This window comes from Sinosporangium album (genome assembly GCF_900100605.1).
Classification (GTDB): Bacteria; Actinomycetota; Actinomycetes; order Streptosporangiales; family Streptosporangiaceae; genus Sinosporangium; species Sinosporangium album.
On the sequence record NZ_FNCN01000008.1, the window covers coordinates 1 to 25,293 of the forward strand.

Annotated in this window: 24 protein-coding genes and 1 pseudogene; 8 read left to right on the top strand and 17 right to left on the bottom strand. The window is 69.9% G+C overall.

Annotated features, from left to right (window positions below):
- The 3 genes from BLQ73_RS09980 to BLQ73_RS09990 all read right to left on the bottom strand — a co-directional run.
- A partial coding sequence (locus tag BLQ73_RS09980; protein WP_093170318.1) for a serine hydrolase domain-containing protein occupies nt 1–1,116 on the bottom strand: 1,116 nt, incomplete at its 3' end.
- Between the two features lie 45 nt (nt 1,117–1,161).
- The gene (locus tag BLQ73_RS09985) at nt 1,162–1,539 is read right to left on the bottom strand and encodes a hypothetical protein (RefSeq protein WP_093170120.1); all 378 of its coding nucleotides are present in this window, start codon (nt 1,537–1,539) and stop codon (nt 1,162–1,164) included.
- A gap of 577 nt (nt 1,540–2,116) precedes the next feature.
- On the bottom strand, nt 2,117–2,956 hold the full coding sequence (locus BLQ73_RS09990) for an SDR family NAD(P)-dependent oxidoreductase (protein ID WP_093170121.1): 840 nt from the start codon (nt 2,954–2,956) through the stop codon (nt 2,117–2,119).
- A 194-nt stretch (nt 2,957–3,150) separates the two neighbouring features.
- On the opposite strand from BLQ73_RS09990, the gene BLQ73_RS09995 reads away from it, so the two are divergent.
- A complete protein-coding gene (locus BLQ73_RS09995; protein WP_093170122.1) occupies nt 3,151–4,092 on the top strand; it encodes a helix-turn-helix transcriptional regulator in 942 nt (313 codons plus the stop codon).
- Between the two features lie 189 nt (nt 4,093–4,281).
- Here the strand turns inward: BLQ73_RS09995 and prcB (BLQ73_RS10000) are convergent, their stop codons facing one another.
- The 5 genes and pseudogenes from prcB (BLQ73_RS10000) to BLQ73_RS33955 all read right to left on the bottom strand — a co-directional run.
- Nucleotides 4,282–5,031, bottom strand: a complete 750-nt coding sequence (gene prcB, locus BLQ73_RS10000; RefSeq protein ID WP_093170319.1) for a proteasome subunit beta — start codon at nt 5,029–5,031, stop codon at nt 4,282–4,284.
- A gap of 302 nt (nt 5,032–5,333) precedes the next feature.
- The gene (locus BLQ73_RS10005) at nt 5,334–5,750 is read right to left on the bottom strand and encodes a nuclear transport factor 2 family protein (RefSeq protein ID WP_093170123.1); all 417 of its coding nucleotides are present in this window, start codon (nt 5,748–5,750) and stop codon (nt 5,334–5,336) included.
- Nucleotides 5,751–5,847: 97 nt separating this feature from the next.
- Complete coding sequence (prcB, locus tag BLQ73_RS10010) at nt 5,848–6,684, bottom strand: proteasome subunit beta (RefSeq protein ID WP_093170124.1); 837 nt, start codon at nt 6,682–6,684, stop codon at nt 5,848–5,850.
- Nucleotides 6,685–6,990: 306 nt separating this feature from the next.
- Entirely contained in the window at nt 6,991–7,119 is a 129-nt protein-coding gene (locus tag BLQ73_RS34555) for a hypothetical protein (RefSeq protein WP_275936284.1), read from the bottom strand.
- A gap of 119 nt (nt 7,120–7,238) precedes the next feature.
- Nucleotides 7,239–7,374 (bottom strand): annotated as a pseudogene (locus BLQ73_RS33955) (IS607 family transposase); the annotation flags it as partial.
- 236 nt (nt 7,375–7,610) lie between these two features.
- Here BLQ73_RS33955 and BLQ73_RS10025 point away from each other — a divergent pair.
- From BLQ73_RS10025 to BLQ73_RS10035, 3 genes are all read left to right on the top strand, one after another.
- Nucleotides 7,611–8,060 (top strand): DNA-binding protein, encoded by a 450-nt coding sequence (locus tag BLQ73_RS10025; protein WP_093170125.1) that lies wholly within the window; start codon nt 7,611–7,613, stop codon nt 8,058–8,060.
- A 226-nt stretch (nt 8,061–8,286) separates the two neighbouring features.
- Nucleotides 8,287–8,592: a hypothetical protein gene (locus BLQ73_RS10030; RefSeq protein ID WP_245690960.1), complete on the top strand. Its 306-nt coding sequence runs from the start codon at nt 8,287–8,289 to the stop codon at nt 8,590–8,592.
- 408 nt (nt 8,593–9,000) lie between these two features.
- Entirely contained in the window at nt 9,001–10,134 is a 1,134-nt protein-coding gene (locus BLQ73_RS10035) for a DUF6745 domain-containing protein (RefSeq protein ID WP_093170127.1), read from the top strand.
- Nucleotides 10,135–10,483: 349 nt separating this feature from the next.
- Here BLQ73_RS10035 and BLQ73_RS10040 read toward each other — a convergent pair whose 3' ends face one another.
- From BLQ73_RS10040 to BLQ73_RS10080, 9 genes are all read right to left on the bottom strand, one after another.
- Nucleotides 10,484–11,377, bottom strand: coding sequence for an STM4011 family radical SAM protein (locus BLQ73_RS10040; protein ID WP_093170128.1), 894 nt, complete (start codon nt 11,375–11,377; stop codon nt 10,484–10,486).
- A gap of 39 nt (nt 11,378–11,416) precedes the next feature.
- A complete protein-coding gene (locus BLQ73_RS10045) occupies nt 11,417–12,730 on the bottom strand; it encodes an STM4012 family radical SAM protein (protein ID WP_093170129.1) in 1,314 nt (437 codons plus the stop codon).
- Entirely contained in the window at nt 12,727–13,554 is an 828-nt protein-coding gene (locus tag BLQ73_RS10050) for an STM4013/SEN3800 family hydrolase (RefSeq protein WP_245690961.1), read from the bottom strand. The genes BLQ73_RS10045 and BLQ73_RS10050 overlap by 4 nt, the downstream gene beginning before the upstream one ends.
- 73 nt (nt 13,555–13,627) lie before the next feature.
- A complete protein-coding gene (locus BLQ73_RS10055; protein WP_093170130.1) occupies nt 13,628–14,590 on the bottom strand; it encodes an STM4015 family protein in 963 nt (320 codons plus the stop codon).
- A gap of 176 nt (nt 14,591–14,766) precedes the next feature.
- A complete protein-coding gene (locus BLQ73_RS10060) occupies nt 14,767–15,324 on the bottom strand; it encodes a hypothetical protein (protein ID WP_093170131.1) in 558 nt (185 codons plus the stop codon).
- A 3-nt stretch (nt 15,325–15,327) separates the two neighbouring features.
- The gene (locus BLQ73_RS34560) at nt 15,328–16,587 is read right to left on the bottom strand and encodes a hypothetical protein (protein WP_093170132.1); all 1,260 of its coding nucleotides are present in this window, start codon (nt 16,585–16,587) and stop codon (nt 15,328–15,330) included.
- Between the two features lie 16 nt (nt 16,588–16,603).
- Nucleotides 16,604–18,712, bottom strand: a complete 2,109-nt coding sequence (locus BLQ73_RS10070) for a hypothetical protein (protein WP_093170133.1) — start codon at nt 18,710–18,712, stop codon at nt 16,604–16,606.
- A 1-nt stretch (nt 18,713) separates the two neighbouring features.
- Nucleotides 18,714–19,784, bottom strand: a complete 1,071-nt coding sequence (locus BLQ73_RS10075) for a hypothetical protein (RefSeq protein ID WP_093170134.1) — start codon at nt 19,782–19,784, stop codon at nt 18,714–18,716.
- Entirely contained in the window at nt 19,781–20,920 is a 1,140-nt protein-coding gene (locus tag BLQ73_RS10080; RefSeq protein ID WP_143020198.1) for a protein kinase domain-containing protein, read from the bottom strand. Before BLQ73_RS10080 ends, BLQ73_RS10075 begins: the two co-directional genes overlap by 4 nt.
- Nucleotides 20,921–21,159: 239 nt before the next feature.
- Here BLQ73_RS10080 and BLQ73_RS10085 point away from each other — a divergent pair, with 239 nt between their 5' ends.
- The 4 genes from BLQ73_RS10085 (at nt 21,160) to BLQ73_RS10095 (ending at nt 25,292) form a co-directional block, all read left to right on the top strand.
- A complete protein-coding gene (locus tag BLQ73_RS10085; protein ID WP_176955354.1) occupies nt 21,160–22,041 on the top strand; it encodes an effector-associated domain EAD1-containing protein in 882 nt (293 codons plus the stop codon).
- A gap of 67 nt (nt 22,042–22,108) precedes the next feature.
- The gene (locus tag BLQ73_RS32200; protein ID WP_176955355.1) at nt 22,109–22,732 is read left to right on the top strand and encodes a hypothetical protein; all 624 of its coding nucleotides are present in this window, start codon (nt 22,109–22,111) and stop codon (nt 22,730–22,732) included.
- A complete protein-coding gene (locus BLQ73_RS10090) occupies nt 22,732–23,733 on the top strand; it encodes a HesA/MoeB/ThiF family protein (RefSeq protein ID WP_176955356.1) in 1,002 nt (333 codons plus the stop codon). Before BLQ73_RS32200 ends, BLQ73_RS10090 begins: the two co-directional genes overlap by 1 nt.
- The gene (locus BLQ73_RS10095) at nt 23,730–25,292 is read left to right on the top strand and encodes an effector-associated domain EAD1-containing protein (protein ID WP_093170138.1); all 1,563 of its coding nucleotides are present in this window, start codon (nt 23,730–23,732) and stop codon (nt 25,290–25,292) included. The genes BLQ73_RS10090 and BLQ73_RS10095 overlap by 4 nt, the downstream gene beginning before the upstream one ends.
- Nucleotide 25,293: the final 1 nt, after the last annotated feature.

The following is a 25,293-nucleotide window of genomic DNA, read 5'->3' on the forward strand; positions in this document are numbered from 1 at the left end:
GCCTTCCTCGACGCGGTTCATGACGTAGCCGAACGCGAGGCCGGTCGCCGGGTCGGCGAAGCCGAGCGATCCGCCGCGGCCGGGGAAGCCGAAGGCGGTCGGTGAGTACCAGAAGGCGTCCGGCGTCGGGAGACCGAAACCGGTGCCTATGCGGACGGGCACGCGCAGGATGCGGTCCATGCCGCGGGCCTGTTCCGCGGTCGCGGCGGCCAAGGTCTCGGCAGTGAGAATGCGGTGCCCGTCCACCTCGCCGATGAGCGCGGCGTAGAAGCGCGCCAGGGCGCGAGCCGTACAGATGCCGTTGGTCGCGGGCATCTCCGCAGCCTGCTCCTGCGGCCTGTTGTGGTCCAGCGGGGGCGTGACGACGGCGAGCGAGCGTCTGGTCAACGACCCCGGATCGGCATAGGCCGCCATGACCTCACGCATGGGTTCAGGGAGGGCGTTCAGGTCGATTCCGGCCATGGCCTGAAAGTCGGGCGGGGGCGCGATGATCCGGCTGACCCGGTGCTGTTCGGTCTTCGGCAGCCCGATCCACAGATCGAGTCCGAGCGGTCCGGCGATCTCCTCCGCGAGGAACGTGCCGATGCTGCGGCCGGACACCCGGCGGACGACCTCGCCGACGAGCCAGCCGTAGGTGAGACCGTGGTAGCCGTGGCCCGCGCCCGGCTCCCAGTACGGACGCTGGGCCGCCAGCGCGGCCACCATGGGCTCCCAGGCGATCGCCTCCTCGGGCGTGACCGGGTTGTCGATCGCGGGCAGTCCGGCCTGGTGGGTGAGTAGCCAGCGGACCGGGATGCGGTCCTTGCCGTTGGCCGCGAACTCCGGCCAGTATTCGGCCACAGGCGCGTCGAGGTCCAGTTCCCCCCGCTGGGCCAGCAGGAGGGCGCAGGTGGCGGTGACGGCCTTGGTGGTGGAGTAGACGAGCTGCAGGGTGTCGCGTCGCCACGGGCGGCCGCTCTCGGGGTCGGCGATCCCACCCCACAGATCGACGACCTTCCGGCCGTGCAGGTGGACGCTGACCGCGGCCCCTATCTCCTGGCCGCCGGCCAGGTTGGCGGCGAACGCCTCACGTACTGCTTCGAATCCCGGTGCGGTGTCCCCGCCGATTTCGGGCATGCGTCATCGCCTTCTGTGTGCTGTTGGAGAGCTGGCCCGCCTGGGCTAGTCGCGCCATTTCCCGACGAGCCAGGCGCAGATCTCCGGCTCGGTCATCTCAGGAAACTCTTGGGTGAACGTTGCGAGCGCGCGCATCGCCTCGTCGCGGGTCAGGCCGCGCGCTGCTGCTTCCTTGAGGTATTCCTGATGCGCGAGGGATGGACGCCCTCCGCCTGCGCCGCGGCCGGGCAGCCCCTCGCGCCACTGCGCGATCTCCGTCAGCCGATCCGGCCGCCAGCCGGGAGCCCCGTCGATCTCGACGTCCGGCGCTGGAAACGGGTGATCGGAGTCGTCTGAGTAGCGGCTGCGCCACTTGTGCACCGCATGACGGGTCACGCCCAGGGCTTCGGCGATGCCGAGGACACCGAGGTAGCGCTCGGTCATGGGGTGCACCTGCTTGTCCGGTCGTCCTCCTTCGCGGATCCCAAGTAGTACCACGCGGGACGCATGGACCATCCCAAACGTCGTCTCTGTCGGAGACAACGTTAGCAGGTAAACATCGTCTACAGAAGAGACGAACTTCTATCGGGCGTCTGTCGGGCGACGAGAAGGGATCCTGGCGGAGCAGACGCCTCCCGGTCGAGCCATGGGCCAGGGAGCGTTGACGGCCCGCCGACCGGCCTCCCGTCGGGCGTCATCCCTGACGGCTTGTCCACGAGCATCGCCACCCGGTTGTGGACACGGTCTCCCGCGGGTGACGGCCGATGAGGAGACCCGCCGACCGGAGTAAGTGGTTCCGGAATGTCATCGCTTTGGTGAGGCGCCGGAACAAGACAGCCCGGTTCATCGGCGGAAGACCGACAGCAGGCACGCACTGCGAACGTGAATCTGTACGGTCGGCCCGAGGCATCGACGCGCGAGCCACGGGCCTCGGGACCCGAAAATGCACCTTTCGAGCCGATCCCGGTCCCCCGGGCGGGCGTGGGGAACCGGGCGAGCGTGGGGAACCGGGCGCTGAGACTCAGTCGGTGCCGTCGTATGCGGTGGCGAGGGACTTCTCCTGCCAGGCCATCAAGTCGTGCTGAAGCTTTTGGATCTTGATCTGCTGGCGTACGATCGCGTCTCGGCCCAGCGCCAAGTGCTCGGGGAGCTTGTCCTGGCAGGTCACCTCGTAGATCAGCGCGGCGCCCTTGACCGGGTCGCCGAACTGGTTGTGGTTGGTGGCATCGGCCCAGTCGAGCATGTCTCGGGCGGGAGTGCCGTCATAGGCGTCGATCCGCCGAGCGGCGACGGATACGGAACTGCTGTCGAGGAAGTCCGTACGGAAGATGCCAGGCTCGACGACCATGCTCTGAATCCCGAACGGCTCCAGCTCCTCGGACAGGGATTCGCTGATGCCGGCGACGGCGAACTTCGAGGAGCAGTACATGCTCGCCCCCGCTCCCCCCTCGAAGCCGCCGCGGGACCCGATGTTGACGATCTTGCCTCCTCCCCCTGCACGCATTCCCGGTAGGACGGCACGAGTGACGTTGATCAGCCCGAAGAAGTTGAGGTCGAACAGGGACCGCGCCTCGGCGTCGGTGACCTCCTCCAGGGCGCCGAACAGGCCCCGGCCCGCGTTGTTGACCAGCACGTCGATGCGGCCGAAGCGCTCGATCGCCGTTTGGACGGCGGTTTCGATGTCCTCCGGACGGGTGACGTCGAGGGTGACGCCGAGCACACGGTCGGACCGCTTCAGGTCATCCGGCAGACCGTCCAGGTTGCGGACCGCCGCCACTACGGTGTCACCGCCCGCTACGGCGGCGCGGGCGATCTGCAGGCCGAATCCCCGGGAAGCACCGGTGATGAACCACGTGGACATGCGAGAACTCCTCTTTCGCCTGTTGAGTGAGGACCGGACCTCCGGCCGGGAGCGTGTCCCGGTAGCCGGCCCGGTTTCCACTGAACCAGCCCTGAGCAGCGAAAACAGGTACCAAACGGGGCCAAGTAATCGGGGGACAAACTGGGCCACCCTGACGAGGTACCGCCCGGCGAAAAAGCGCGACACTCGATGGTATGGACGGTGACCACACCAGCACCCCGCTGGCCCAGTTCTTGCGCTCGGCCCGCGCCCGGCTCAGCCCGTACGAGGCCGGACTCGACGAACCGCTCATGGGCCGACGCCGCGTGTCGGGACTGCGGCGCGAGGAACTGGCCCGGCTGGCCGGGGTGAGCGTGGACTACTACACGCGCCTGGAGCAGGGCCGCAGCCGCAGCGCCTCACCGGAGGTCATCGACGCGCTGGCCACGGCGCTGCGCCTCGACGAGGCCGAACACGACCACCTGCACACCCTCGCCCGCCCGACGCCCGCCCGGCGCAGGCGCCGCCCGCGTCCGCAACGTGTCCACCCCGCCACCTGGCGGCTGCTGGACGTTCTGGAAGCGGCGTGCCGGCCCTGCTTCGTCCTCGGCCGCCGCCTCGACATTCTCGCCCACAACCGGCTCGCCGGGCGCATGATCGGCGACTTCCGCGCGCTGCCCGCGGCCGAACGCAACCTGGCACGCTTCGTCTTCCTCGACTGCCACGCCCGCGAGCTGTTCAAGAACTGGGCCGCGGTCGCCGCCGACACCGCCGCCATGCTCCGCCTCGACGCGGGCCGCCACCCCGACGACCCCGCCCTCAGCGCCCTGGTCGGAGACCTGTCCATCCGCAGCGAGGAATTCCGCCGCCACTGGTCCGACAACAAGGTCCACCGGCGCACCACCGGCAGCAAGGCCTACCGCCATCCCCTCGTCGGCGACCTCACCGTCACCTACCAGGCCCTCACCCCCGCCGACGACCCCGATCAGACCCTGTTCATCTACGACGCCGAACCCGGCAGCCCCTCAGACACCTCGCTGCGCCTGCTCGCCCAGTGGAACGAGCAGGCGACCGGCGACAGCGCCTCCCCGCAGACCAAGGCCGCAGACCAAGGCCGTAGACCAAGAAGGATGCCCCCCTCGTGGAGGCAGGGTTGACGCTCCAGAACAACCCGACTCTCATCTACCGGGGCGATGAGGACTGGATGCTCGTTGACTTGACAGCCATCGAGTGAGTGACAGGTCGTCCTGATCTCCATAGGAAAGGGGATCAGGGCGACCTGCACCCGTAATGGGGTCACCGAGCCGTCCATGCGGCTCGGTGACGCCCCGGTGGGTGTTCGCGTGCTACGGGCGCAGCGGCGCCTTGGGGCCGAGAGGGCTGGTCATGCGGGCGTCGACGACGGTGCGGGCGATGGCGGCGGCCTCATCGTCGCTATAGCGTCTGGCGCCGTCGGCGGTGGCGACGGCGAGGACGGGGTAGATGCCCCGGGTCAGGTCGGGGCCGCCGGTCGCCGCGTCGTCGTCGGCGGCGTCGTAGAGCGCCTCGACGCACGCTCGGGCGAGTTCGTCAACGGTGAGGTCGTCGCGGTAGAGCTTCTTCATGGCGCCGCGGGCGTAGGGCGACCCGGAGCCGAGCGCGTAGAAGCCGCGTTCCTCGTAGGGGCCGCCGCCGATGTCGTAGCTGAAGATGTGTCCGGTGCCCTTGGCCTCGTCGTATCCGGCGTAGAGCGGGAGGGCGACCATGCCCTGGGCGGCAAGGCCGAGATTGGCGCGGACCATGGCGGCGAGCCGGTTGGCCTTGCCCGCCGTGGACAGGGATCTGCCTTGGACCTTCTCGTAGTGCTGGAGTTCGAACTGGAAGAGCCGGATGAGCTCCAGGGACATGCTGACGGCGCCGGCGTAGGCGATGATGGAGTAGTCGTCGGCGAGCGCGACCTTTTCCAGCTCGCGGTTGACGATCATGTTGCCTGCGGTGGCGCGGCGGTCGCCGGCCACCATGACGCCTCCGGGGAAGGTGGCGGCGAGCACGGTGGTGCCGTGCGGGATGGCCGTGGTGTCGGCCGTGTTCTCGTCCACACGGTTCCACGGCAGCATGTCGGGCTGCCGTGCCTCGACCAGGTCGAGGAAGGACGACGTGTGGTGAGCGAAGAGGGGGAGTTCCTCTCCTCCGGGACCCGCCTTCAAAGGGCACTCCTCTTCCGTCTGGGACTCGTCCGTTTTCTGATGCCAGCCTGCCGTACCCGCTGGAAGATGTCGATGAATTCACCTCCCTCGACATGACACGAGCGGAAATGCGCCCTCACCTCCCACAGCAGTTCGGGCAGGTCAAAGCGTCGTCACCGACCACCCTGGCCCGTCCGAGGGAGCGAAGTCATGTCGTTCATCGCCCCGACAGCTCAGTCGGTATGTTGGTCGCGGTCCGGAATCGGCTCAGCCAGTGCAGCGCGCCCGGGAGATGCGGGAAAGGGGTCGGCGAAGTACTGGGTCTCGTGCGTTACGAGACCATGGGTGAACTCCATGACGCTGACCGAGTACGTGGGCATGCCGTCATAGGTGATCACGCACTCGCTCACCCAAAGGTCGCCGCCGCCCAGGATCCGGCGGATGGTGAAGTGGCGTTCGGCCGGGTGCCCGCCGCGTTGCGCTTGGATCATTGACCGGCCTCTGAAGCGCTCGCCCGACTGCGGGTAATCCAGGATCGCGTCCGCAGCGTAGATCGCGTGCTCAGCATCGACGTCTCCCCGTTCGGAGGCCTCCCAGTGCTGCTGGAGCCGAGCCCGGGTCTCGGCTCCAGGATCACTTGCGTTGTTCACCCGTTAGCCTCTCGCGACCGGAAACAGCGGTGAAGCAGCCAGCCTGGCGGGTTCACCGCCGGAGGTCAATCACCGCCCGAGGCCAGGTGACGGGTCGCTAGCTCAGCGGCGCGGTCGGGCCGTCCGGAGCGCTCATGCGGCCGTCCAGCATCCTGCGGACGTGCGTGTCGACCTCGTCGTCGGACAGCAGGCGGAAGCCCTCCGAGGTGATCACCGCCACGCGCGGATAGATCTTCCGCGTCACATCGGGCCCACCGGTCGCCGAGTCGTCGTCGGCGGCGTCGTAAAGCGCCTGAACGCAGGCGAACACGGCTTCGTCGGACGAGGCGCCTTCACGGTAGAGCTTCTTCATGGCGCCTCTGGCGAAGACCGACCCCGATCCGATCGCATGGAAATGATCGGTCTCGTAGGGGCCGCCGCCGACGTCATAGGTGAAGATCCGCCCAGCGTCGCGCGTCTCGTCGTATGCCGCCAGGATCGGGATCACCACCATGCCCTGCATCGCCAGCGGCAGATTGCTCCGGATCATCGTCGCGAGCCGGTTGGCCTTGCCCTCCACCGACAGCGAGCGGCCCTGCAGCTTCTCATAGTGCTCAAGCTCGACCGCGTAGAGCCTGGTCAGCTCCTTGCCGAAACTGCCCGCGCCGGCCGCGCCCACACACGAGAACTCGTCCACACGGTTGATCTTCTCCGCGTCCCGCTGGACGATCATGTTCCCGCTGGTGCCTCGGCGGTCGGCCGCCATCACCACCCCGCCCGCGCAGGTCGCCACGATGATCGTGGTGGCGTGGGGGATCTCGTCGGCCGGCGACGCCGAGGGAAGGCTGCGCCCCCATGGCAGCACGCCGGGCGAATAGGACGCGGCGAACTCCGTGAACGAAGTCGTCCAGGCGGAGGACAGCACATCGAAGGAAGGCTGTGAGTCGTCGCGCATAAGGCCGTACCGGTCCTTCCGTATCGATCGATCCTGGATCAAGACCCTACCGTTGCTCAGAGCCTCAGCGGCTCTCAACATCCCGGGCGTTTCCGCCTGGAAGGTCCGTCACATCACCAAAGTGGGAGGGCTTCGGCTTAAGGACGGTCTCTCGCTTCTTCCCACCGCTGGAGCGGCAGGGTCGCGCCTCCTGCCCGCCGCGCCTCCACCTTGCGACGGGGGCGGGCGGCGCGGGTCTTACGGTCGGCTCCACAAGGCTTCGATACCCGCTCGGGGCGTCCCGGTCTCTGGCCACTCCAGTACCGGTCACCGCAGCCGCTGCGAGAGGGAAGGCCGCTGCCCGGTCCGGCGGTCGGGGCCCCGGCGGCGGGAGACGGTGCGGGAGGCCCGGCCCAGCTCCTTGAGGGCCCGGTCGTAGTGCCCGGAGTCGGCCACAGTGCGAATCCCGCCCGAACCGAAACGTGTGCACCGCGAACCCGGGCCGCGGCTCGAACCTCTTCACTCGGCGGCCTCGCCGGACACCACGGCCGCCGCGCGAGTGGCCCGGTTCGTCCCGCCGCCCGCCGCCCGTACAGGATGCACGCACATCGACGTCAGTACCTCGGTGATGTCATGCACCGGGTCGTCGGCGGTCTCGGCGGGGTCGAGCACGACCAGGCGCCGCCCGGATGCGGACAGGGCGGCTTCGAGGTCCCACTACGCCCCTTCCGCTTCCGCAGGCGCCGCCGTCTCCAACGGGACTTGGGCTATTGAGTCCGACATGCCTTGCAGCGTCTCGGCGAGACGGGCAGCACCGCGTGACGCCTCGCAGGCGTCGGGAGCCGGGTGCGCGAGGCGTGCGGTGGGAGATGAGCGCGGGTGAATCTTAAACAGATTGTTTAAATCGATGTGTTGACATCAACTCACACGCCGCCCATTCTTGTTTCATGTCGTCGACTCCTGATGCGCACACCGACCCCTTCACACCTCCCCAGCCGGAGCAGGCGCGGGCACACCGCGTCTACGCGTCCCTGCTTCGCATCGCCGAGCGACACGCGGCTACCGACGAGCAACGCCACCGACAGGTCCATGCCTCCCTCATAGGGCCGCACGAAGCCATCAGACTCGTAGCATTCCTACTCAGCGGGGCCGCACAGCCGGATGACGGTGAACCCGATGTCGACCATGCCGACATCACCGCCGCGTTGAGCCTCGTCCCGCTGGTCCGCGCGGAAATCGACGAACTGGAAACCGGGCTCCTCCAGATGGCACGGGGCCGCGGCATGACCTGGCAAGAGATCGCCTTCGGACTCGGGCTTGGCACCCCGCAAGCAGCCAGGCAGCGATACGAACGACTGGCCAGCCGGGCCGCAGCCGACGCAGGAGATCCGAAATAGACGGAAGACCTTCGATCCGGCTCCAACCCCTGCTCAACGAGCTCCACGGCCTTCGAGGCGCGACCGCGGCTCTCCGGGACGGCACCCCTCCCCTCAGACCGACACGCCTCACGGACTCCGAGCCCGCGCAGCGGCCGGGAAATGTCAGTCGGCCCCGCTAACTTTCGGGGGCAGGTCATCCGAATCGCTGATCACGGAGGCAAGGATGTTTCGGCAGGGCGACGTTTTGATCATTCCTGTGGCCGAGGAGTCGGTGCCCGCCCGGGTGCACACGCTCCCGGCCGCGCCACGCGACGCACGCGGTCGGTTGGTCCTCGCGCTGGGCGAGGCCACCGGCCACGCCCACGCGGTCGTCGGCCAGGGCACGCTGCTGCGCGACGCCGACCCTCTGCGGCCCCAGCACCTGCAGCTGACCTCGGCCGCGCGGGTCGTGCATGAGGAACACGACGCCATTTCACTGCCCCCGGGGTGGTATCGCGTGGTGAGGCAGCGCGAATACGTGCCTGGTTCCGTCCGCGTGGTCGCCGACTGACCTGCCCGCCGCAAACCGAGCCCCCAGGCGGTCCCTCACTGAGACCGCGTACGGCTACCGCCCCTCCCGCAGGGCCCGTGCCGTACATAGTGTGAAACGCGCCCATGCGCCGACAGTGTGAACAAGTCGCCGGTCTGAGAGCAGGCTCGGTCCTTGAGGTAGCCGATCGACTCCACCAGGCAAGTTCCGCCGGAAGGCGGTTGGCGCATGGTCTCGGCGCCATTCGACTCCGGGTCACTTTCGCGCTCTAAGGCCGATTCCGAGACTTCTGTCCGGGCCCCGCGCGCCCATGCCCATTTTCGTGCCATTTCACTTTCTGAGGCTTTCATGACTGCATCAGCCACCAGCACCTCGTCAGCTCAATCAGCGGCGGCAAGGAGTGCCACGGGCGCACAGCTTTCCTTTGACATGGCCGCTGCCCTGGTCGCGGCGTCCGACCGATGGTCGGACGCATGCTTCGCCACGGGACCTGCCGAACGTGAGGCAGCCGAGGCAGGCATTCTGGGCTGTTACGCGGCAGCGGGCCTGCCCGGACCCGGCCGCATCATCTGGATGCCCTCCCCCGCGCACGGCACGATCGCGGCGCTCCTGGGCTCACAGCAGTCGCTGGTCAGTCTGGAAAACGGAGATGCTTCCCACCTTGTGGCCGAAACCCGCGAACTACTCGGCGATGCGACAGTGGGCAAGAGCGTCCGAAGCTCCCTGCGCGACAAGCCGTGGGAGGCCGCCCGCGCCGCCGCGGTCTCCGCTCTCGGCCCTCAAAGGTGGGCGCACGCCTGGTCGCTGACCGGAGGCCGGCTCTGGCAGCCCGTCTCCAATCTCGTGTCCCAGATCCGCCGCGCCATCGGCGAACTGGTCCCCGAAGAAGACGAGACCACCCGCCGCCTGCTTCGCGAGGCGACCCTCGACGCTGTGCTCGGCCACCAGGAAGCCGCATGGCTCGCGGTGTTCGACGGCCTCACCTCGGCCGCCGCCGACACCCACTCCACCACATGGCCCGACGGACTGGCCTCCCTCGCCACCGTCGCCCGATCCGCCGGCTGGTGGTGGCCCTTCGACAACCTCGCCATCGTCTGCGAACGCCCCACCGAGCTTCACCGCGACGAGCTCTCCCGCCTCCACCGAGGCGACGGCCCCGCCCTCGCCTACCCCGGCGGCTTCGGCCTCCACGCCTGGAGCGGCATGCCCGTGCCCAAGGATTTCATCACGACCCTCGTCAACGTGACCCCGGAGCGGATCCGCCACGAGGACAACGCCGAACTGCGCCGGGTCATGCTTGAGCACTACGGATTCGACCGCTACCTCGCCGATACCGGAGCCAAGCCAGTCCAACGCGACGAAACCGGAGTCCTTTGGCGCGTCCACATGGACGGGGACGAGCCCATCGTCATGGTCGAAGTCATCAACTCCACCCCCGAGCCCGACGGCACCTCCCGCCGCTACTGGCTCCGCGTCCCTCCCGGCACGACAACCGCCCGCGAAGGCGTAGCCTGGACCTTCGGCGTCGACCCTGACGACTACACCCCCCTCAAGCAGACCTGACCCCTCCGAACGGCGCTGGAGGCTCCAGCCGACCGCCGACCCGACCCCACCCGCCCCGCCCAAACGGCGGACGCGCTCCCGGGTGCTCAACGAGCGGACATCACCGGATCAAAGCCGACCCCGTATGGCAAGATCGGGCTCCCAGCCATCGGAGAAAGCCCCTCAACCCAATGCCCGAAATGTCCGAACCTTGGAAAGTGCTCAGAAACCGCCCTCTCACGGGATAGACACGCAGGTCAGCGAGGGTGCTCCCCGCGCACGCGGGGATGGTCCCCCTGTGAGCTGGTCAGTGGCTGGACCGATCGACGTGCTCCCCGCGCATGCGGGGGTGGCTTGGGCAGGGTGTTGGTCAGTCGGGTGCCGCCGTGGGGAGGGCTGGGGGCCAGGTGTGGGGGATGCGTTCGAGGATGCCGCCGGCGAAGAGGTCGTAGAGGCCGAGGGGTTCGAGGTGGACGTAGCCGATGTGGCAGTCGCAGGTGGCGAGAGGGCAGGGGCGGGGGCGGAGGGCTTGGCGGAAGGAGTCGTCGTAGAGGTTGCCCAGGGGTTGGGGGATGAAGTGGCAGCGTTTGACGTCGCCGTCGCCTGAGACGGAGATGGCTGTGTGGCCGGTGCGGCAGGGGAGGCCGAGGCTGGTGTGGGGGTTTCGGCTGTAGCCGAAGTGGGGGTCGATGGCGTGCCAGGGGGCTGCCTGTGCGTCGGTGTAGAGGTGGCCTTCGGCGGCGTTGATCCAGAGGTAGATGTCGGAGGGGAGTTCGTCACGTAGGCGTCGGGCTTCGTCGAGGTGTTCGGGGAGGCCGACCATGCCGACGCTGAAGCGGACGCCCATGGCGACGAGGTCGCGGCAGCGGGCGAGGAACCGGTCACGGGCCACCTGGGTGGGGTGGTAGGTGACCCAGAGGGCGAGGGTCGACAGGTCGGCGTCGGGCAGCCAGGTGAGGCGGCAACTCAGGTTGGTCTGGATGGCGACGCGTTCGACGTGGGGCAGGTGGCTGAAGGTGACCATGGCTTGCCGGTACCAGGAGCGTACGAGGCCCTCCCCCCACGGGGTGAAGAGGATGGAGAGCAGGTCGGGGGCTTCGGCGACCCAGCGGGTGAAGCGTTCGAGGGCGGCGCGGTCGGCGCGGAGTTGCTCGGGGGTGTCGCGCCGTTTGGCGAACGGGCAGTAGGCGCAGTCGTAGTCGCAGCTCGACAGGGGGCCGCGATAGAGGATCGTCAGTTCCTCCCGGTCGGCGAGGTGCGTCAACTCGTTGGCCTTTCTTGTGCCACACGCTGTCTCCGCATGTCAGCGGGCCTGGTGGGTGGACATGAGAGCTTGTACGGCGGGCGAGAACAGGCCGGGGCCGATCTCGTCGGAGTGGGCGAGGCCATCGTCGGTGAGGGTGAGCCGGTCGCCGGTGTGGGCGAGCCAGCCTCGATCGGCGAGGGTTTCCAGGGTGGGGAAGTCGTCGAGGGCGTCGGAGCCGAAACGGGTGCGATATGTGGAGCGCTCCAGCCCTTCGGTTTGGAGGAGCGCTTGGATGAGGTGGCGGCGCCGGCGTTCGTCGCTGTCGAGGGTGAATCCGGCTTCGGCGTGGGCGAAGTCGGCGGCGGGCCGCTGGACGAAGTCGTCGATGATGGTGCGCACGTGGCGTGCGCCGACGGCGTAGTCGAAGGAGTAGTGGAGTCGGCCGGTGTAGGAGCGTGCGCCGCAGCCCAGCCCGATCATGCCGTCGCTCTGGCAGCAGTAGGTCGGTGAGTCGACGTTCATCTGGGGTGTTCCAACCGGTTCGGCCAAGCGGAACATGCGCATCGACACCTGTTCGTAGCCGGAGGCGCGTAAGTGGTCGCGTCCTTGGCGGTAGAGGGTGATGCGCTGGTCGTCCCAGTCTTGCGCGCGGCGTCCGAGACCGGTGAGGGGACGCACGTAGAGGGGGTAGAGGTAGATCTCCTCGGGTTTCCAGGAGAGTGCCGCGTCGAGGGAGTAACGCCAGGAGTCTGCGGTCTGGCCGTCGATGCCGTAGATGAGGTCGATGTTGAGCTTGTCGAAGCCGGTGTCGCGGATGTTGGCCAGTGCGGTGTCGACTTCCGCCCGCTTCTGCGGGCGTACGGCGGCGCGGGCTTCGGCGTCGATGAAGCTCTGCACGCCGATGGAGACGCGGTTGGTGCCTCCGGCGTGGAGTACGGCGAGGCGGTCGGGTGTGGCGGTCGCCGGGGAGGTCTCCACCGATAGAGGGATCAGAGAGAGGTCGGCCCCCATGTCATCGCGGGCGATGCCGAACAGGCGCTCGAGTTCGGCCGCGGTGAGGTAGGTGGGTGTGCCGCCGCCGAAGGCGGCGACGGCGAAGCGGGCGTCGCTGACGGCATGCCGTACGGCACGGGCCTGGCGTTGGAGGGCGTCAAGGTAGGCGTGGGTGAGCTCTTCGGATGCGCCGGTCCGCGTGAACAGGTTGCAGAAGCCGCAGCGCATCTCGCAGAACGGGATGTGCATGTAGAGGAAAAGGGCGTCGCGCCGTTCGCCCGCCCAGATGTCGCTGAGCAGCGGACGCGGATCGAGCGGGCGATAGGCGGTCTTATGGGGGTAGGCATAGACATAGCCCTGGTAGGGGCCACTCGTCATTTCCACGAATTGTGCTCCAGAACGAACTCGCCGTAAGGCACGGTCCACACGACTTCATGACCGACCCGGTGGCCGGTTTGCCCGCTTTCGCCGTATGCGGTGCCGTGGTCTGAGGAGATGATCGTCAGGCAGGGCCCACGAGAGCTCATGAGGTCGAACAGCCGTGGAATATGACGGTCGACGTATTCCAGGGCCGCGGCGTGCGTGTCCCGCGTGTCGACCCGGTCGGCGCCGGGGAGGTGGAACCAGTTCGGCTGGTGCAGGGCGGACACGTTGAGGAAGAGGAACAGCCGTCGATCCGGGGTCAGCTTCGCCGCAACACGCTCGGCGCAGCCGATCTGGGCTTCGAGGGACGTGGGCGAGGTGACGCCGAAGGAGGGATCCCAGTGGCTTTCCCGGAAGAGGTTCGGCAGAGCCGAGCCGAGCGGGGTCTGCTTGTTGAAGAAGCCGACTCCGCCGATGCAGACGGTGTGATAGCCGGCGTCGGCGAGCCCGGTGGGTAGGTCGGCGGCGTCGAACACCCACGTGCCGGGGCCCGTGGTCTCGCTCCCGGGGAAGGCCGCGGCGAACAGGCGGGGGTGCGGGCCCGGGGCGACGGGCGTCGGTAGAAAACCGGCGAACATCGCGGCATGCGCGGCGTAGGTGAAACTTCCGGGGGTGTGGCGTTTCTCCCAACGACCGTCGGGCAGGGCTCGCCGCAGATGCGGCGTGCGTCCCTGGACCATGAGCTCCTCGGCCACGTCGAATCGCAAGGTGTCGAGCGTGACCAGCAGGACATCGTGTGTGCCGATCAACGCTCCCATGTCCAGCTTCAGCCGACCCATCCGTCACCCTCCACACACGTGCGATGCGCCACCGGTCAAAACGACGAGCCTACGACGCGGCCACGCACTGCCCTCACTCCGCGACCGTGACATAGCGCGCTCTCCCCCACGTGCTGAGGTCGCGCCGGTGGCCGAGCTCGACCGCGACTCCCGAGGGAGCGAGGGCGTCGGTGAGGCGGCTCATCATGGAGTCGCTCATGAAGTGATGACGCAGGTCGAGCCGTTTGAGGTGGGTGAGGGGCTGGCCGGCGAGGAGGGCTTCGGCGCCCTCATCGCCGAACGTGCCGAGGGCGAGGCTCAGACACGCCAGCCTCGCGACGAGCGGCGAGGCTGCCACCAGGGCGGCGATCTCGTCTTGCTGGTCGCTGTTCTCCACGCCGAGGTGGGTGAGGGCGGGCAGGCGCTCACCGGACAGGAGCGGGGAGAGGTCTCCGAGACTCACGGTGCACCCGTAGTTGGGCACTCCGAGCCACAGGTCGAGGCGTTCGAGACGGGGAAGGTCGCTGTCGAGGACCCCGCGGAGGACCTCTACGGGCAGCCCGCCGGTCTCGAAGCGCAACGTCCGCAGCGCTTCGTGCCGAACGGGCCGCAGGGTGAGACCGTCGCTGCCGCGCACATCGAGCCGCGTGAGCCGGGGGAATGCCTCCAGGATCGGTGTGACGTCGGTCTGCTGGATCCAGGACATCTCGTTCTCCTCGGAGGTGATGGCTCCCAGGAAGATCGAGCGGAGGGCGGGGAAGCGGTCGGCGGCCTTGATGAGAGGCTCCACGATGAGCGCGGCGCTGTCATCGCTGTCGCCGAACGCACCCACGACCAGCGCCTGGACCTCGGTGGTGTCGACGGTGTCGATGAACTCGGCGAACGACTCGGCGATGTCATCGGCTTCGTCCCACCCGGCCGACAGCGTCCATGCCGCCTCCCCCGCCGGCGGCAGCGGGTCGCTGTCGAGGCCTGCCACCGGCAGCCCGGCGTAGACCGTGTCGATCGGACCGACGTCTCCGAAGTAGAAGTCCTCGCAACAGGTCTCGTCGGCCATCACGCACTCCTTTTCCACCTGGTTCCATCTGGCACCATCTGGCGCAGATCGGGCACCGCCCAGCGACGCGGGGCGCCCACCGGAGGTATGCCGGTGGCGCCGCAGCGACGGCATCAGTGATACCAGCCACCACCGACAGAACCGTCTTCACCGCATGGCCGCGACCGGGGAGCAGGCTAGTCCGAGTAGAAGAGCACCACGAACTCGACCGACGTCGCCGGTCCTTCCGTCCAATAGCCGCGGCCGATGTCGGCGGCGTTCTTGAACATCGGGTGGCGGCTCTGCAAGGTGCGGATGGCCTCGTGCGCGCCCGCGATGGACGGCCCCTTGTCCGAGTCCGGCCCGGCGCCGAGGGCGAGGACGAACCCCACCTCGCGCCGTTCGAGCTCGGGCTTGGCCTTCGCCAGCCTGGCCAGCTCACGCGTGACACCGGACAGGAGTCTCCTGGCCGCGGGCGTGTCGGCGCCGGAGCGCAGGGCGAGCGGCGACACCCGCACGGTGAAGGTGTACGGCTTGCGCTCGACGACCCTCGGCCCCGCCTTCGGGGTGGGCTCCGCGGACGGCGCGGGCGGCGGCGCCACCGCGGGCTCTGCCCCGGTGTCGCCCGCGGGGAGGCCGCCGAGGGCGGCGAGGAACAGCACGAGGAGCAGGTCGACGAACAGCCACCCGGCGAGCATGGGCATGCGCATGCGGTCGGCGCGTCCCGCCCGCCCGGCGCGGGCCCTGGTGGCCACGGGTCACACTCCGCCGGGGCGGTAGCCGTACCCGTCGACCTGTTCGAGGGCGTCGCGCATCTGGTGGACGAGCACGCCGAGGCTTTCCATCGACTGGGAGGTCCAGCCGTGGAGTGTCCGGGTGAGGTCGGTCACCTCGCGCGTCATGATCTGCTGTTCGTTGGCGGCGCTTTCGCCGGCTTTGGCGGTGGCTCCGAGTTGGGTGACGAGGGCGGCGAGGCCGCCGTGGAGGCGTTTGCCTTCGGCGGCGATGTCGCGTTGCAGGGCTTCGAGGCGTTGCAGTACTTCCGTGGGGGTGTTGAGGGCTTCGCCGAGTCTGCGCAGGTCGGCGGCGGCGGCGCCGACGGCGTTGAGCGATCCGGCGAGGGCGGACGCGGCGGTGGCCATGCGCTGGGCCTGTTCGCCTTGGAGTGCGGCCGCGATCTGGCTGCCGGTTCCGCGGAGGGTGTCGTTCATGGTGTCGATGCTGTGCCGGAGGGTGCGGCTGAATTCGGCGAGGGAGCGTTCGCTGACAGGTGTGCCGCCGATGCCCTTGCGGGCGATGACGACCGTCGCGTAGGCGAGGTCGCGCGCGACCTGTTCTCGGAGGCGGATGCGTGAGGCGAGGCCGTCGAGGAGGTGGAGGACGAACGTCAACATGATGATCGCCAGGACGAGCAGGGCGACCGCCATGGCGGTCTGGGCGAGGGTCCAGACTCCGCTGAATCCCCGCTGCCAGGCGTACAGAAACGCCTGTTTCCCGTCGGTCGCGCCGTAGGCGTCCAGCGCCTGGTGCAGTTGCCACCAGGCGAGAACGATGGGCGAGAAGATGAGGATGTCGCGGAGGATCTCCATCCATCTGGCGAGGGCGGCCGGGGCCGCGGCCTCCGGCACGAGCACGTCGGGCGGGTAGGCGGTGACCAGATCGACGCCGCCGAGGTTCGCGCCGGATTTGATCTCGCCGGCCAGTTCGCGTAGGGCCCGCCCGGGCGGGGGCCGACGCGGCGCGGCCGGTGGCGCGGGTACGGCGGGAGCCGCCGCCGCGCCTCGGCCCGGTCCCGGGCCGGCCGCTCCATAGCGTGCGGCACCGGGGCGTGCCGCGGGCGGCGCCACAGCGGGGGCCGCCCCGTAAACGGGCGTCGTGGGAGGGGCCGCGCCGAAGGGCGTCGGCAGTGGCGGTGCGGTCGGCGGCGGCGGCCGTCTGCGGCCGTCGATCCGGTCGGCGACCCGTTCGAGCCGGGTCGCCAGTTCCGCGAGAATGGCCGCCGTCAACGGGGTGCTCACGGGATGTCCGTCCTCCTTAAGGCACACCGAACAGCACGACCAGGACAAAGATCGCCACCACGAGCACGACGGCGAGGACCGCCACTCCCCCGAGCAGGAGGCGGGTCAGCGTGTCGCCGTCCCACCACCATCTCTGGAACGGGGTGGCTTGGAGTGGGAGCCGCGGGTCGCTGTCGGACCGTACCGCCGTGATGCTCACGGCCGGTGCGGCGGCCGCGGTGCGCACCGGGTGGTGCCGCAGGCCGTGTTCGCCGAACCAGCGGGTTCCCGCGTGTTCCATGACGATGGCGCCGAGCTTCGGGTCCCCGACCTGCTGGACCAGCGCGTGCAGCAGCACGGGCGCGCCGGACGTCTTCTGGAGGATGCCGCGGATCACCCACTCGTCGGCGAGGGCGTCGCCGTACGAGACCGAGAACATCCACTGGAGGATGCTCGACTGCTTGGCGAGGTCGTCGGGCTCGATGCGTTGGACGGTCGGGACGAGGTAGTCGCATTCCGCCATCACCGCGATGGACCGCTCGCGTTCGCGCGGCGTGTCGCGCCGGACGGAGGCCCGTTCGAGCAGCAGCCAGGCCAGGTCCTGCGAGGTGTCCGCGTACCGGGCCGCGGCGGCCAGCAGTTCGGAGGTCGGCGCCGCGCTGAGCAGGCCTTTCACTTCGACCGCGTCGTAGCGCAGGCCGAGGGTCACGGCCCGTTCCACGTAGTGGAGGCGGACGGCGTGCATGGCCTTCGCGGAGTGCGTGCGCAGTTCGGCGGCGATGACCGCGAGCGGCGGCGGGTTGCGGGTGAGCACTCCGCGCAGGTGCGCGTCGTCGCCGCTCGTGGTCATGAAGCGGCGTACGGCTGCCGCCACGGCCCTGTCGGCCAGCTCGGCGTATTCACCTCCGGCCGAGGCCAGCCCGTCGATCACCTCGGCCAGGGCGGCGGAGTCGAGTTCGTCCCAGTTCTCCCCGATATGCGCGGACCAGACGTGCAGCGCGCCGACCGTCTCGTGGAAGGGCGCGGGCTCGGTGGAGGTGCGCACCAGCAGGCGCACCAGGCTGGTCCAGGAGGGGGCCCAGGCGTGCGCGGTGGCGCCGGTGAGGGGGCCGCGGGGGCGCAGGTCCCGCACGAGGTCGGGGCCGCCGTGGCGGTAGGCGACGGCGAGCGCGGCGGCGAGGTCGAGCGCCTCCGCGGGGACCTCGCCCGCGGTGCCCGCACTACCCACGCTGACCGTACTACCCACGCTGACCGTACTACCCGTGCTGCCGGCACTGCCCGTGCCGCCCGTGCCGAGGAACACGCGGGTGCCGTTCGCGGCTTGGTCGGGACGGGGCCGTTCGGTGACGGCGACGAGGCGGGGCCGGTGGCGGCTGCGTGGTTCGACCGCTTCGCGGGTGGCGAACGTCCATGGCCGGTCGGGGTCGTCGCCGAGCACGTCGACCACGGCGCAGACCAGCTCGGCGGCGTCGCCGTCGGGGACGACCAGCGTGAAGCCGCCCTCGGGTTCGGCGAGGATCGGCGCCAGCAGGTCGGCGAGGTGCTGCGTCGGCCGCGACCGCGCCCCTTCCCGCAATGCGGCGAGGCCGGCCAGCGCGGCGAGCCGCAGCGTGTCGTACGGCACCGCCTCCAGCACGTCGGTTACGCCGCGCGCCGTCGGCCGGGTCTGTTCGGCGGGTCCGGCGCCGCCGTGTCCGCCGCCGCCGTGTCCGCCGGCCTCGGCCGCGGTGTCGGAGTCGGGGCCGGAGTCGCGGCCTGGGTGGGCGCCGGAATCGGGGCCGGTATCGAGGTCGTCGCCGATCCAGCCGGACCAGGAGGCGAGGCCGAGGGCCAGTTCGGCGGTGAGCAGCGCGGCGGGTCCGACGAGGGCGTGGGCGACGGTGGAGCCGCGCCGCCCGCGGGGGTCGCGCACGGACAGCTTGCGGACCACCGCGGCCTCGTGGTCGAAGGTGAGCAGGAGCAGCGCCGTACCGCCCGCGCGCTGGTCGGCCTCGGCCGCCGCCCATTCGGGCGACAGGAGCCGCTGCTCCCATTTGGTCACGTCGCCGATCGGTAGGGACGCGGAGACCGGCCCCAGCCCGCGGTGTCCGGTCAGCGTAGGGTCATCCCAAGAGAACAGAATCTGGTCAATCGCCGTCTCGGTCACGTCAGCACGACTCCTCCCGCCCGAGCATCCCCGGGTCGACCACGCCCTTCATGGCGAGCAGGGAGAGCAGCGGTTTCAGCACACGTCGGGGCTGAAAGCCACGCTCGGGGAAATAGTCGCCTTCGGCGCTGACCCCTGTCGCCGAGGCGAAGTGCAGCGTCGAGTCGGCGAACCGGGAGGCGGCCGAGGCCCACCGCGACGCGCCGTGTGTGGCGAGGAAGGTGTAGGCGTCGGCGCTTTCCCGCTCGACCGTGCCGAGGTGGAAGTCCTCGCCGTCGCGCGACATCCACCGGTCGACCGCGGCGAAGCCTCGGTGGCGGAGCAGGTCGGCCTTGTTCACGACGAAGGCGGCCGGCAGCGGGAGCAGCGGCCGTTTCTCGGGGTTGAGCGTGTGTTCCAGGGTGCGGAGGGCGTTGCCGAACGTGGGGTCGCCCGCGGCGCGCTCTTTCTCGGGGGCGCCGAGCCCTCCGACGCGCATCGGGTCGACGATGAAGATGAGCGCGTTGACCGCGCCGAGGAAGCGTACGGCTTCGCCGCTGCGCTCCTGCACCTCGCCGGCGACGTCGAAGAAGGTCACGGCGTAGCGCGCGGGGCGCGGGCGGTCGACGTTGGTGACCTTGAGGGTGTCGACGTAGCCGATGGCGTCGTGGGAGGTGCGGGTGAGCTGCTCGCGTCTGGCGAGGAACGGTTCGACCACGGTCTTCATGTAGTCGCGGTGCAGGAAGGGGTGGAACTCCTCGACGCGCAGTCCGACCTCGGGCAGGTGGGCGGTCCGTGCGAATTCGCCGATCATCGCCGCGAGCAGGTGGGTTTTGCCGGCGACGGCCGTACCGATCATGCCGATGACGACGCGGCCCTCGTATTCGCCGTATTCGTGGGGAAGGTGGTGGGGTGGTCTCTCCCCTGGGCACTCGCGGTAGGCGAAGGTCAGGCGGTGTCTCCACCGCGTGTCGGACTCGCCGTCTTCACGGACCAGCTCGCGGGCCGCGCCGGTGTTCTCGTCGAGGCTGACGAGGCGGGCGCGCTTCCATGGGAACTCGTGGAGGCAGATGGGGCACCGGACCGTGGTCACCGCACCACCCCGATCAGCGTGACCGCGCCGACGGCGACGAGCACCAGGGCCAGTCCGGCGGTGAGGACGACCGCGATGGCCGTCGCGGGCGCCCGCCGCGCGGCGCGTAACGCCGAGGCGAGCGATCCGCGCGGCTCGCGGCCCGAGACGGCCCGGCTCCCCGCGGACCAGAGCCCCGCCCCCGGCGTGTCGGCGGCGCGGCGGCGCGCGGTCTCGGCGCGGAAGGCGTGCTGGGCCGCACGCATCGCCTCGAACTCGGCGCGGACCGCGCGCTCGCCGTCGAGCCGCCGCCAGAGTACGGCCGGAGCCTGCGCGTCGGCGCCCTCTGCCCTGCCGACTCCCCTGCCGGTTCCGGCGTCGAGGCGGCGCAGGAGTTGCCTGGCGTAGGGCCGGTCGGCGGCGCGGGGGGCGCGGGTGCCTTCCAGCAGCCGCTGGAAGGAGAAGTCGAGCCGCGCGAGGACGTCGGCGACCTCGGCGGAGGTGGTGGTCGGTTCCCGGGAGGCGAGCCTGGCGATGAGTACGGCCGCGGCGTGGATGTCGTCGCGGCTGTCGGCGGCGCCGACGCCCTCAAGCTGCTCGGGGGAATCCCACGGCACCTCGCCGAGGGGGCGGCCCCGGGGGCGTCCCGCCTCGGCCGCGTGGCCGAAGTCGGCGATCATCAGCGGGCCGCCTTCCCAGCGCAGGTGCTCGGGCCGGAGCCGGCGGTGGACGACGCGGGCGTGGTCGAGCCAGGCGAGCCCGGTCAGGAGGTCTTTGAGCAGCGCGGTCAGCTCGTCGCTGCGGAGTTCGGGGTTGTCGGCGACGGGGGCGAGGTCGTCGCGCCGGTAGGTCACGAGCACCCGGCGGGGGCCGGCCAGCGGCGAGTAGCCGATGAGGCGGCTGAGCTGGACGGGGTATTCGCCTTCCGGGATGCGGCCGAGGAGCCGCTCTCCTATCTCGACCTCGCGTCTGAGCAGGGCGGCGCCGCCGTCGCCGACGGCCTCTTTGAGGGCGACCGGGCCTTCGACGGCGTGCCTGCCGTAGCGCACCGAGTGGTTGCCGCGCAGCACGGGCGGCCCCGCGAAGTCCACATGGAACGGTTGCGGCCCCCTACCCGGGACGAAGGGCACGTAGAGCATCAAAGGATCGGTAGCCACAGATCACCCCGCCTCTACCCCGAACTCACAAGAAACTCAAGCGGCTCGGAAAAGCCCGCCGTGTTCATTATCCGACGAAGGAGACCTAGTCTTAGGACACAAGCCAGAATACTCTCTACTGACCGTTACACCTGTGAGAGTAATCGGATGATCACCGGAAATCAAAATCGGAGATCAAGCGCCAGATTCACCCATATGCACTGATGCACGGTGTCCCACCAGCCCCAGGCGGTTGCCCGATGATCACATATGACGAAGCCCGGAGGAACGGTGTCATCACCGCCCTGGCCCAGGTTTTCGATTCCGAGGCCAAGAGTTACGCGCTTCTGGAGGACATGGGCGTCGACCGCACCCGACTTCCCCACTTCGGCTCCCTCGCCGCGGAGTTCTTCTGGCGGCAGGTGGTGCGGGAACTCGCCCACGGCATGGCCGAGCCCGGCCTGACCGAGCTGGTCGACACCGCATACCGCCTCTATCCGGGCAATGAGGTCTTCCGGCGCTACTCCGGCGCGGCCCCCTCCCCCGCGGCGCCCCCGGCTGCGCCCGGGGCGACCCGGCCGCTGCGGGTGCTCTGCCTGCAGTCCGCCCCCGGCAACACGGCCGAGCTGCGGCTCGACCGCGAATACCGGGAGATGCTGCGCGTGGCCGAGACCCGCACCGCCCGCGGGCTTGAGGTGGTCGTCTCCCCCGCGACCCGCGCCGACGACATCCAGCGCCGCCTGCTGTCGGGCTCGTGGGACGTGGTGCACTTCTCCGGCCACGGCACAAGCGATGGGCGGCTGCTGTTCGAGGACCGCTGGGGGGACGACTACCCGGTGTCGGTCGAGGTCCTCGCCGAGGTCTTCGAGGCCGCCGCGGGCACGCTGGAGTGCGTGGTGCTGGCGAGCTGCTACAGCGGGGCCTACGCCGCCGAGCTGCTGCGTTGCGCCCGTGCCGTCGCGGGGTCGAGCACGCCGATCTCCGACGACTGCGCGATCGCGTTCGTCGAGGGGTTCTACGAGGCACTGGCGGAGGGCCGCGACGCGCGGAAGGCGTTCGACAACGGCAAGAGCCGTATGAGGCTGCTCGGGTGCGGTTCCGGCGACATGCACTTCGAGGCGAGGGAGGGCCATGAGCGGTGACCGCGCCCGCCTCCCCGGAGGTGTGCCTTCGGGGGCCGAGGCCGCCGGCCCGCCAGCGAGGAGCACGGTGAAGAGCACGGCGGAGAGCACGGCGGAGAGCACGGCGGAGAGCCTGGTGAGGAGCTTCGAGGCGGGGCTGCGGCTCGGGCGCGACCCGGCCAACCTCCTGCCCGAGGGGCGGGCCCGCACCACGTCGGGGTCGCCGTGGTGGCCGAGCGAGCGCTGCCCCGTATGCCGCCACAGCTATCGCATCGGCGACGACGTGTGGGTGTCCATCGAGAACGGCCGTCTGGTCGTCAGACATGACATGCCCACGTTGAGCTGCCAGTTCCCGGAAAACGCCACGCCTGTGGAGGGGACTCCGGTTCTTGAGGCTTTCTACGCCGCACTCGACGCGGCGAATCCGCCTCCAAGAAACTTTGTTGTAGAGCGTTTAAACCCGAGAGATATGCTCTTCGATGCTCGAAGGCCCTACCGTGTCCAATGCGTAGGTTGTCCGCGTACCTTCCGCCCATATGAAGTCGTGGCATTCTGCCCCTGCAATCCGGAAGAGCCGAAATGCAGATTACGGGCACACCGCGATCCCGGTGCGGGCCTGACCTGTTTCGACGCGCTCATCAGCGACAAACGGCGGCGGCACTGCATGCTGAGTTTCAAGAAACTCTCATCTCAGCGGTCCGAGGGCTGGTGATGCGGCGCTACACCCGCCACAGCGGCATTCCCGGCTGGAACCAGGAACGCCTGGCCTCCTCGTCCGCGGTCGTCATCGGGATGGGTGCGCTCGGCAGCGAGGTCGCCCGCATGCTCGCCCAGAGCGGGGTGGGCCACCTCGTCCTCTGCGACGGCGACACGGTGAGCGAGTCCAATCTCAACCGCGGCTCGCTGTACGGCGCCACCGACGTGGGCATGGCCAAGGTCGATGCGGCGGCGGCCCACCTGTCCGCGATCAACCCCGGTGTCCACGTCGACCCCCGGCCCACCTGGTCGTCGTGCGGGGTGGGGCTGAGCGAACTGCGCGACGCCGACGCCGTGCTGAGCTGCCTGGACAGCCGCGCCGCGCGGGTGGAGCTGGCGCGGCGCTGCAACCTGGCGGGGGCGGCCATGCTGGACGGCGGCACCTGGCCGTGGGGCGGCGAGGTGCGGCTCTACACGCCCGACGGGGCGTGCTACGGCTGCGCCCTCGACGACGCGGGGCGGGCGGAGTCCGACGAGGCCGTGCGGTGCGGGGCGCCGCAGAACGGCGCCGCCTCCGCGGCGTCGGCGCCGGTGTCCGCGCTCATCGGCTCGCTCATGTCGGCGACGGCGATCCGGATGCTCCTCGACCTTCCGGTGCGTCCCGGTGTGGTCAGCGTGGACGCGACGCTCCTGTCGAGCCACCGGGTGCGGGCGGAGCGCGACCCGGCCTGCCCGCTGCACCTCACGATCCCCGCCAAGGCCGTGGAGCGGTCGCCGTACAGCAGCGACGCGCTCGTCAGGCTGCTGCTCGCCCGGCTTGAGCCCGGCGAGACGGTGCTCACCTGGGCCGACTTCCCCTCACCCGACGACGCCGCGGCCAGGCTGATCCAGTTGCGCGACGCCGCGCCGGACCAGCGGCTGCGGGACCTCGGGGTCGCTCCCGGGGAGATCCTCACGGTGGTGCGTGAGGGCCGTCCCGACCGCTACATCGAACTCGCCCGAGGAGGCCGCCGATGAAGCCGGAATACCTCACCGCGCTCTCCGTGGTGTTCGACAACCCCGCCAAGGCCACGGCGCTTCTGGAGGACATGAACTACCCGCGCGACCGGGTGCCGCCCTGGGACACGACGTCGCGCGCGTGGTGGTCGCGGGTCGTGCGGGAGATCGACGACGGCATCACCGAGGGCGGTTTCGCCGTGCTGTTCTCCTATGCGAGCCGGCAGTATCCGGGCAACAGGCCGTTCCGTGAGGCGATGCTCGACTATCCGCAGAGCCCGGCGCCCGCGGCTGAGGCCGTACCGGGGCCGGGGTTCCCCCCTCCGCCTCCCCTGGGCTCCTCGGGGGCGGCGGCGCAGCAGCCTTCCCCTCCCCCCAAGGCCGACCTCGGCGGGCCCCAGGTCGCCCCGCACTCCGACGAGTGGCCCACGATCACGCTCATCGGCAGCGACCGCAGCGACGACTTCATCCGCGAGGTCCGCAGACACGACCCCTCGGCGCAGCTCTGCTACGCCACGCAGGGGCAGGCGTGTGTCGCGCTCTCCTTTACCGGGGTTCGTGCCCAGGAGGTCGCCGACCAGGTCGGCGCGGAGGTGAACCGGTGGAACGAGGACACCGAGGGGGACCGGGGGAACGAGCGCGCGGACGTGGAGTACGCGGTCTACCCGTTCCGCCCCTACGCGCTGCGCGAGATCACGGTCTACGGGCCCGACGGGGAGGGCTTCCTGCTCCACGGCGTGCCGTCGACGACGCCGGTGCGCGACATCCCGTGGGCGGTGCTGCAGCGCTACGCCGACGACGCGGTGCGCGACCGGCGGGGGCGCTTCCTGCGCACCACGGTGGACCTGATCGAGCCCGACGGGACCGCGCGGCGGCTCAACCCCGACGAGACCCTGCACGCCGCCAGGGTGCCGGACGGGGCGCACCTGCGGATCCACCCCGAGGCGACGGCCGGGGCGCACCCGTCGTCCTACCGGGAGATGGTGCTGGGGGCGCAGCGGCAGATCGAACGCTACGCCGAGCGGAACAAGGACTGGTTCCGCATCGTCGAGATCCGGCACCGGGAGCTGCCCACCAGGTATCTCATCGAGTTCGACGCGGCGGGTTTCGCCCCGCCGGAAAGGATCGACGACACTCCCGCGGAGCTGCTGAAGCCGCACCCGGTCGACGTGCACCGCGTGTCCATCGAGCTGCTGCGGGAGTTCCCGGTGCGCCCGCCGTGGGTGGTGTGGCGGACACCGATCTTCCACCCCAACATCCTGCGCCTGCCGCCCGGCGACGCGCGGGCCGGAGCGGTGTGCCTCGGGGCGCTCATGGACGCCTACCGGCCCGACCTGGACCTCGGGGACCTGTGCCAGATGCTCGTCAACATCGCCGCCTACCGGAATTACGAGGTGCTGCGGCCGGACGAGCTGGGCGGCGAAGGCTACCTCGACAAGGTGGCCGCGCAGTGGGCCCGCTCGCCCGAGGGGCAGCGGCAGATCGAGGAGCGCGGCGGCACTCCGCGCACCGACCTGACCGGAAGCGATCAACCCGATATCCGCCGCCGACCCTTGGAGATCAGTACATGGGACACGTGAA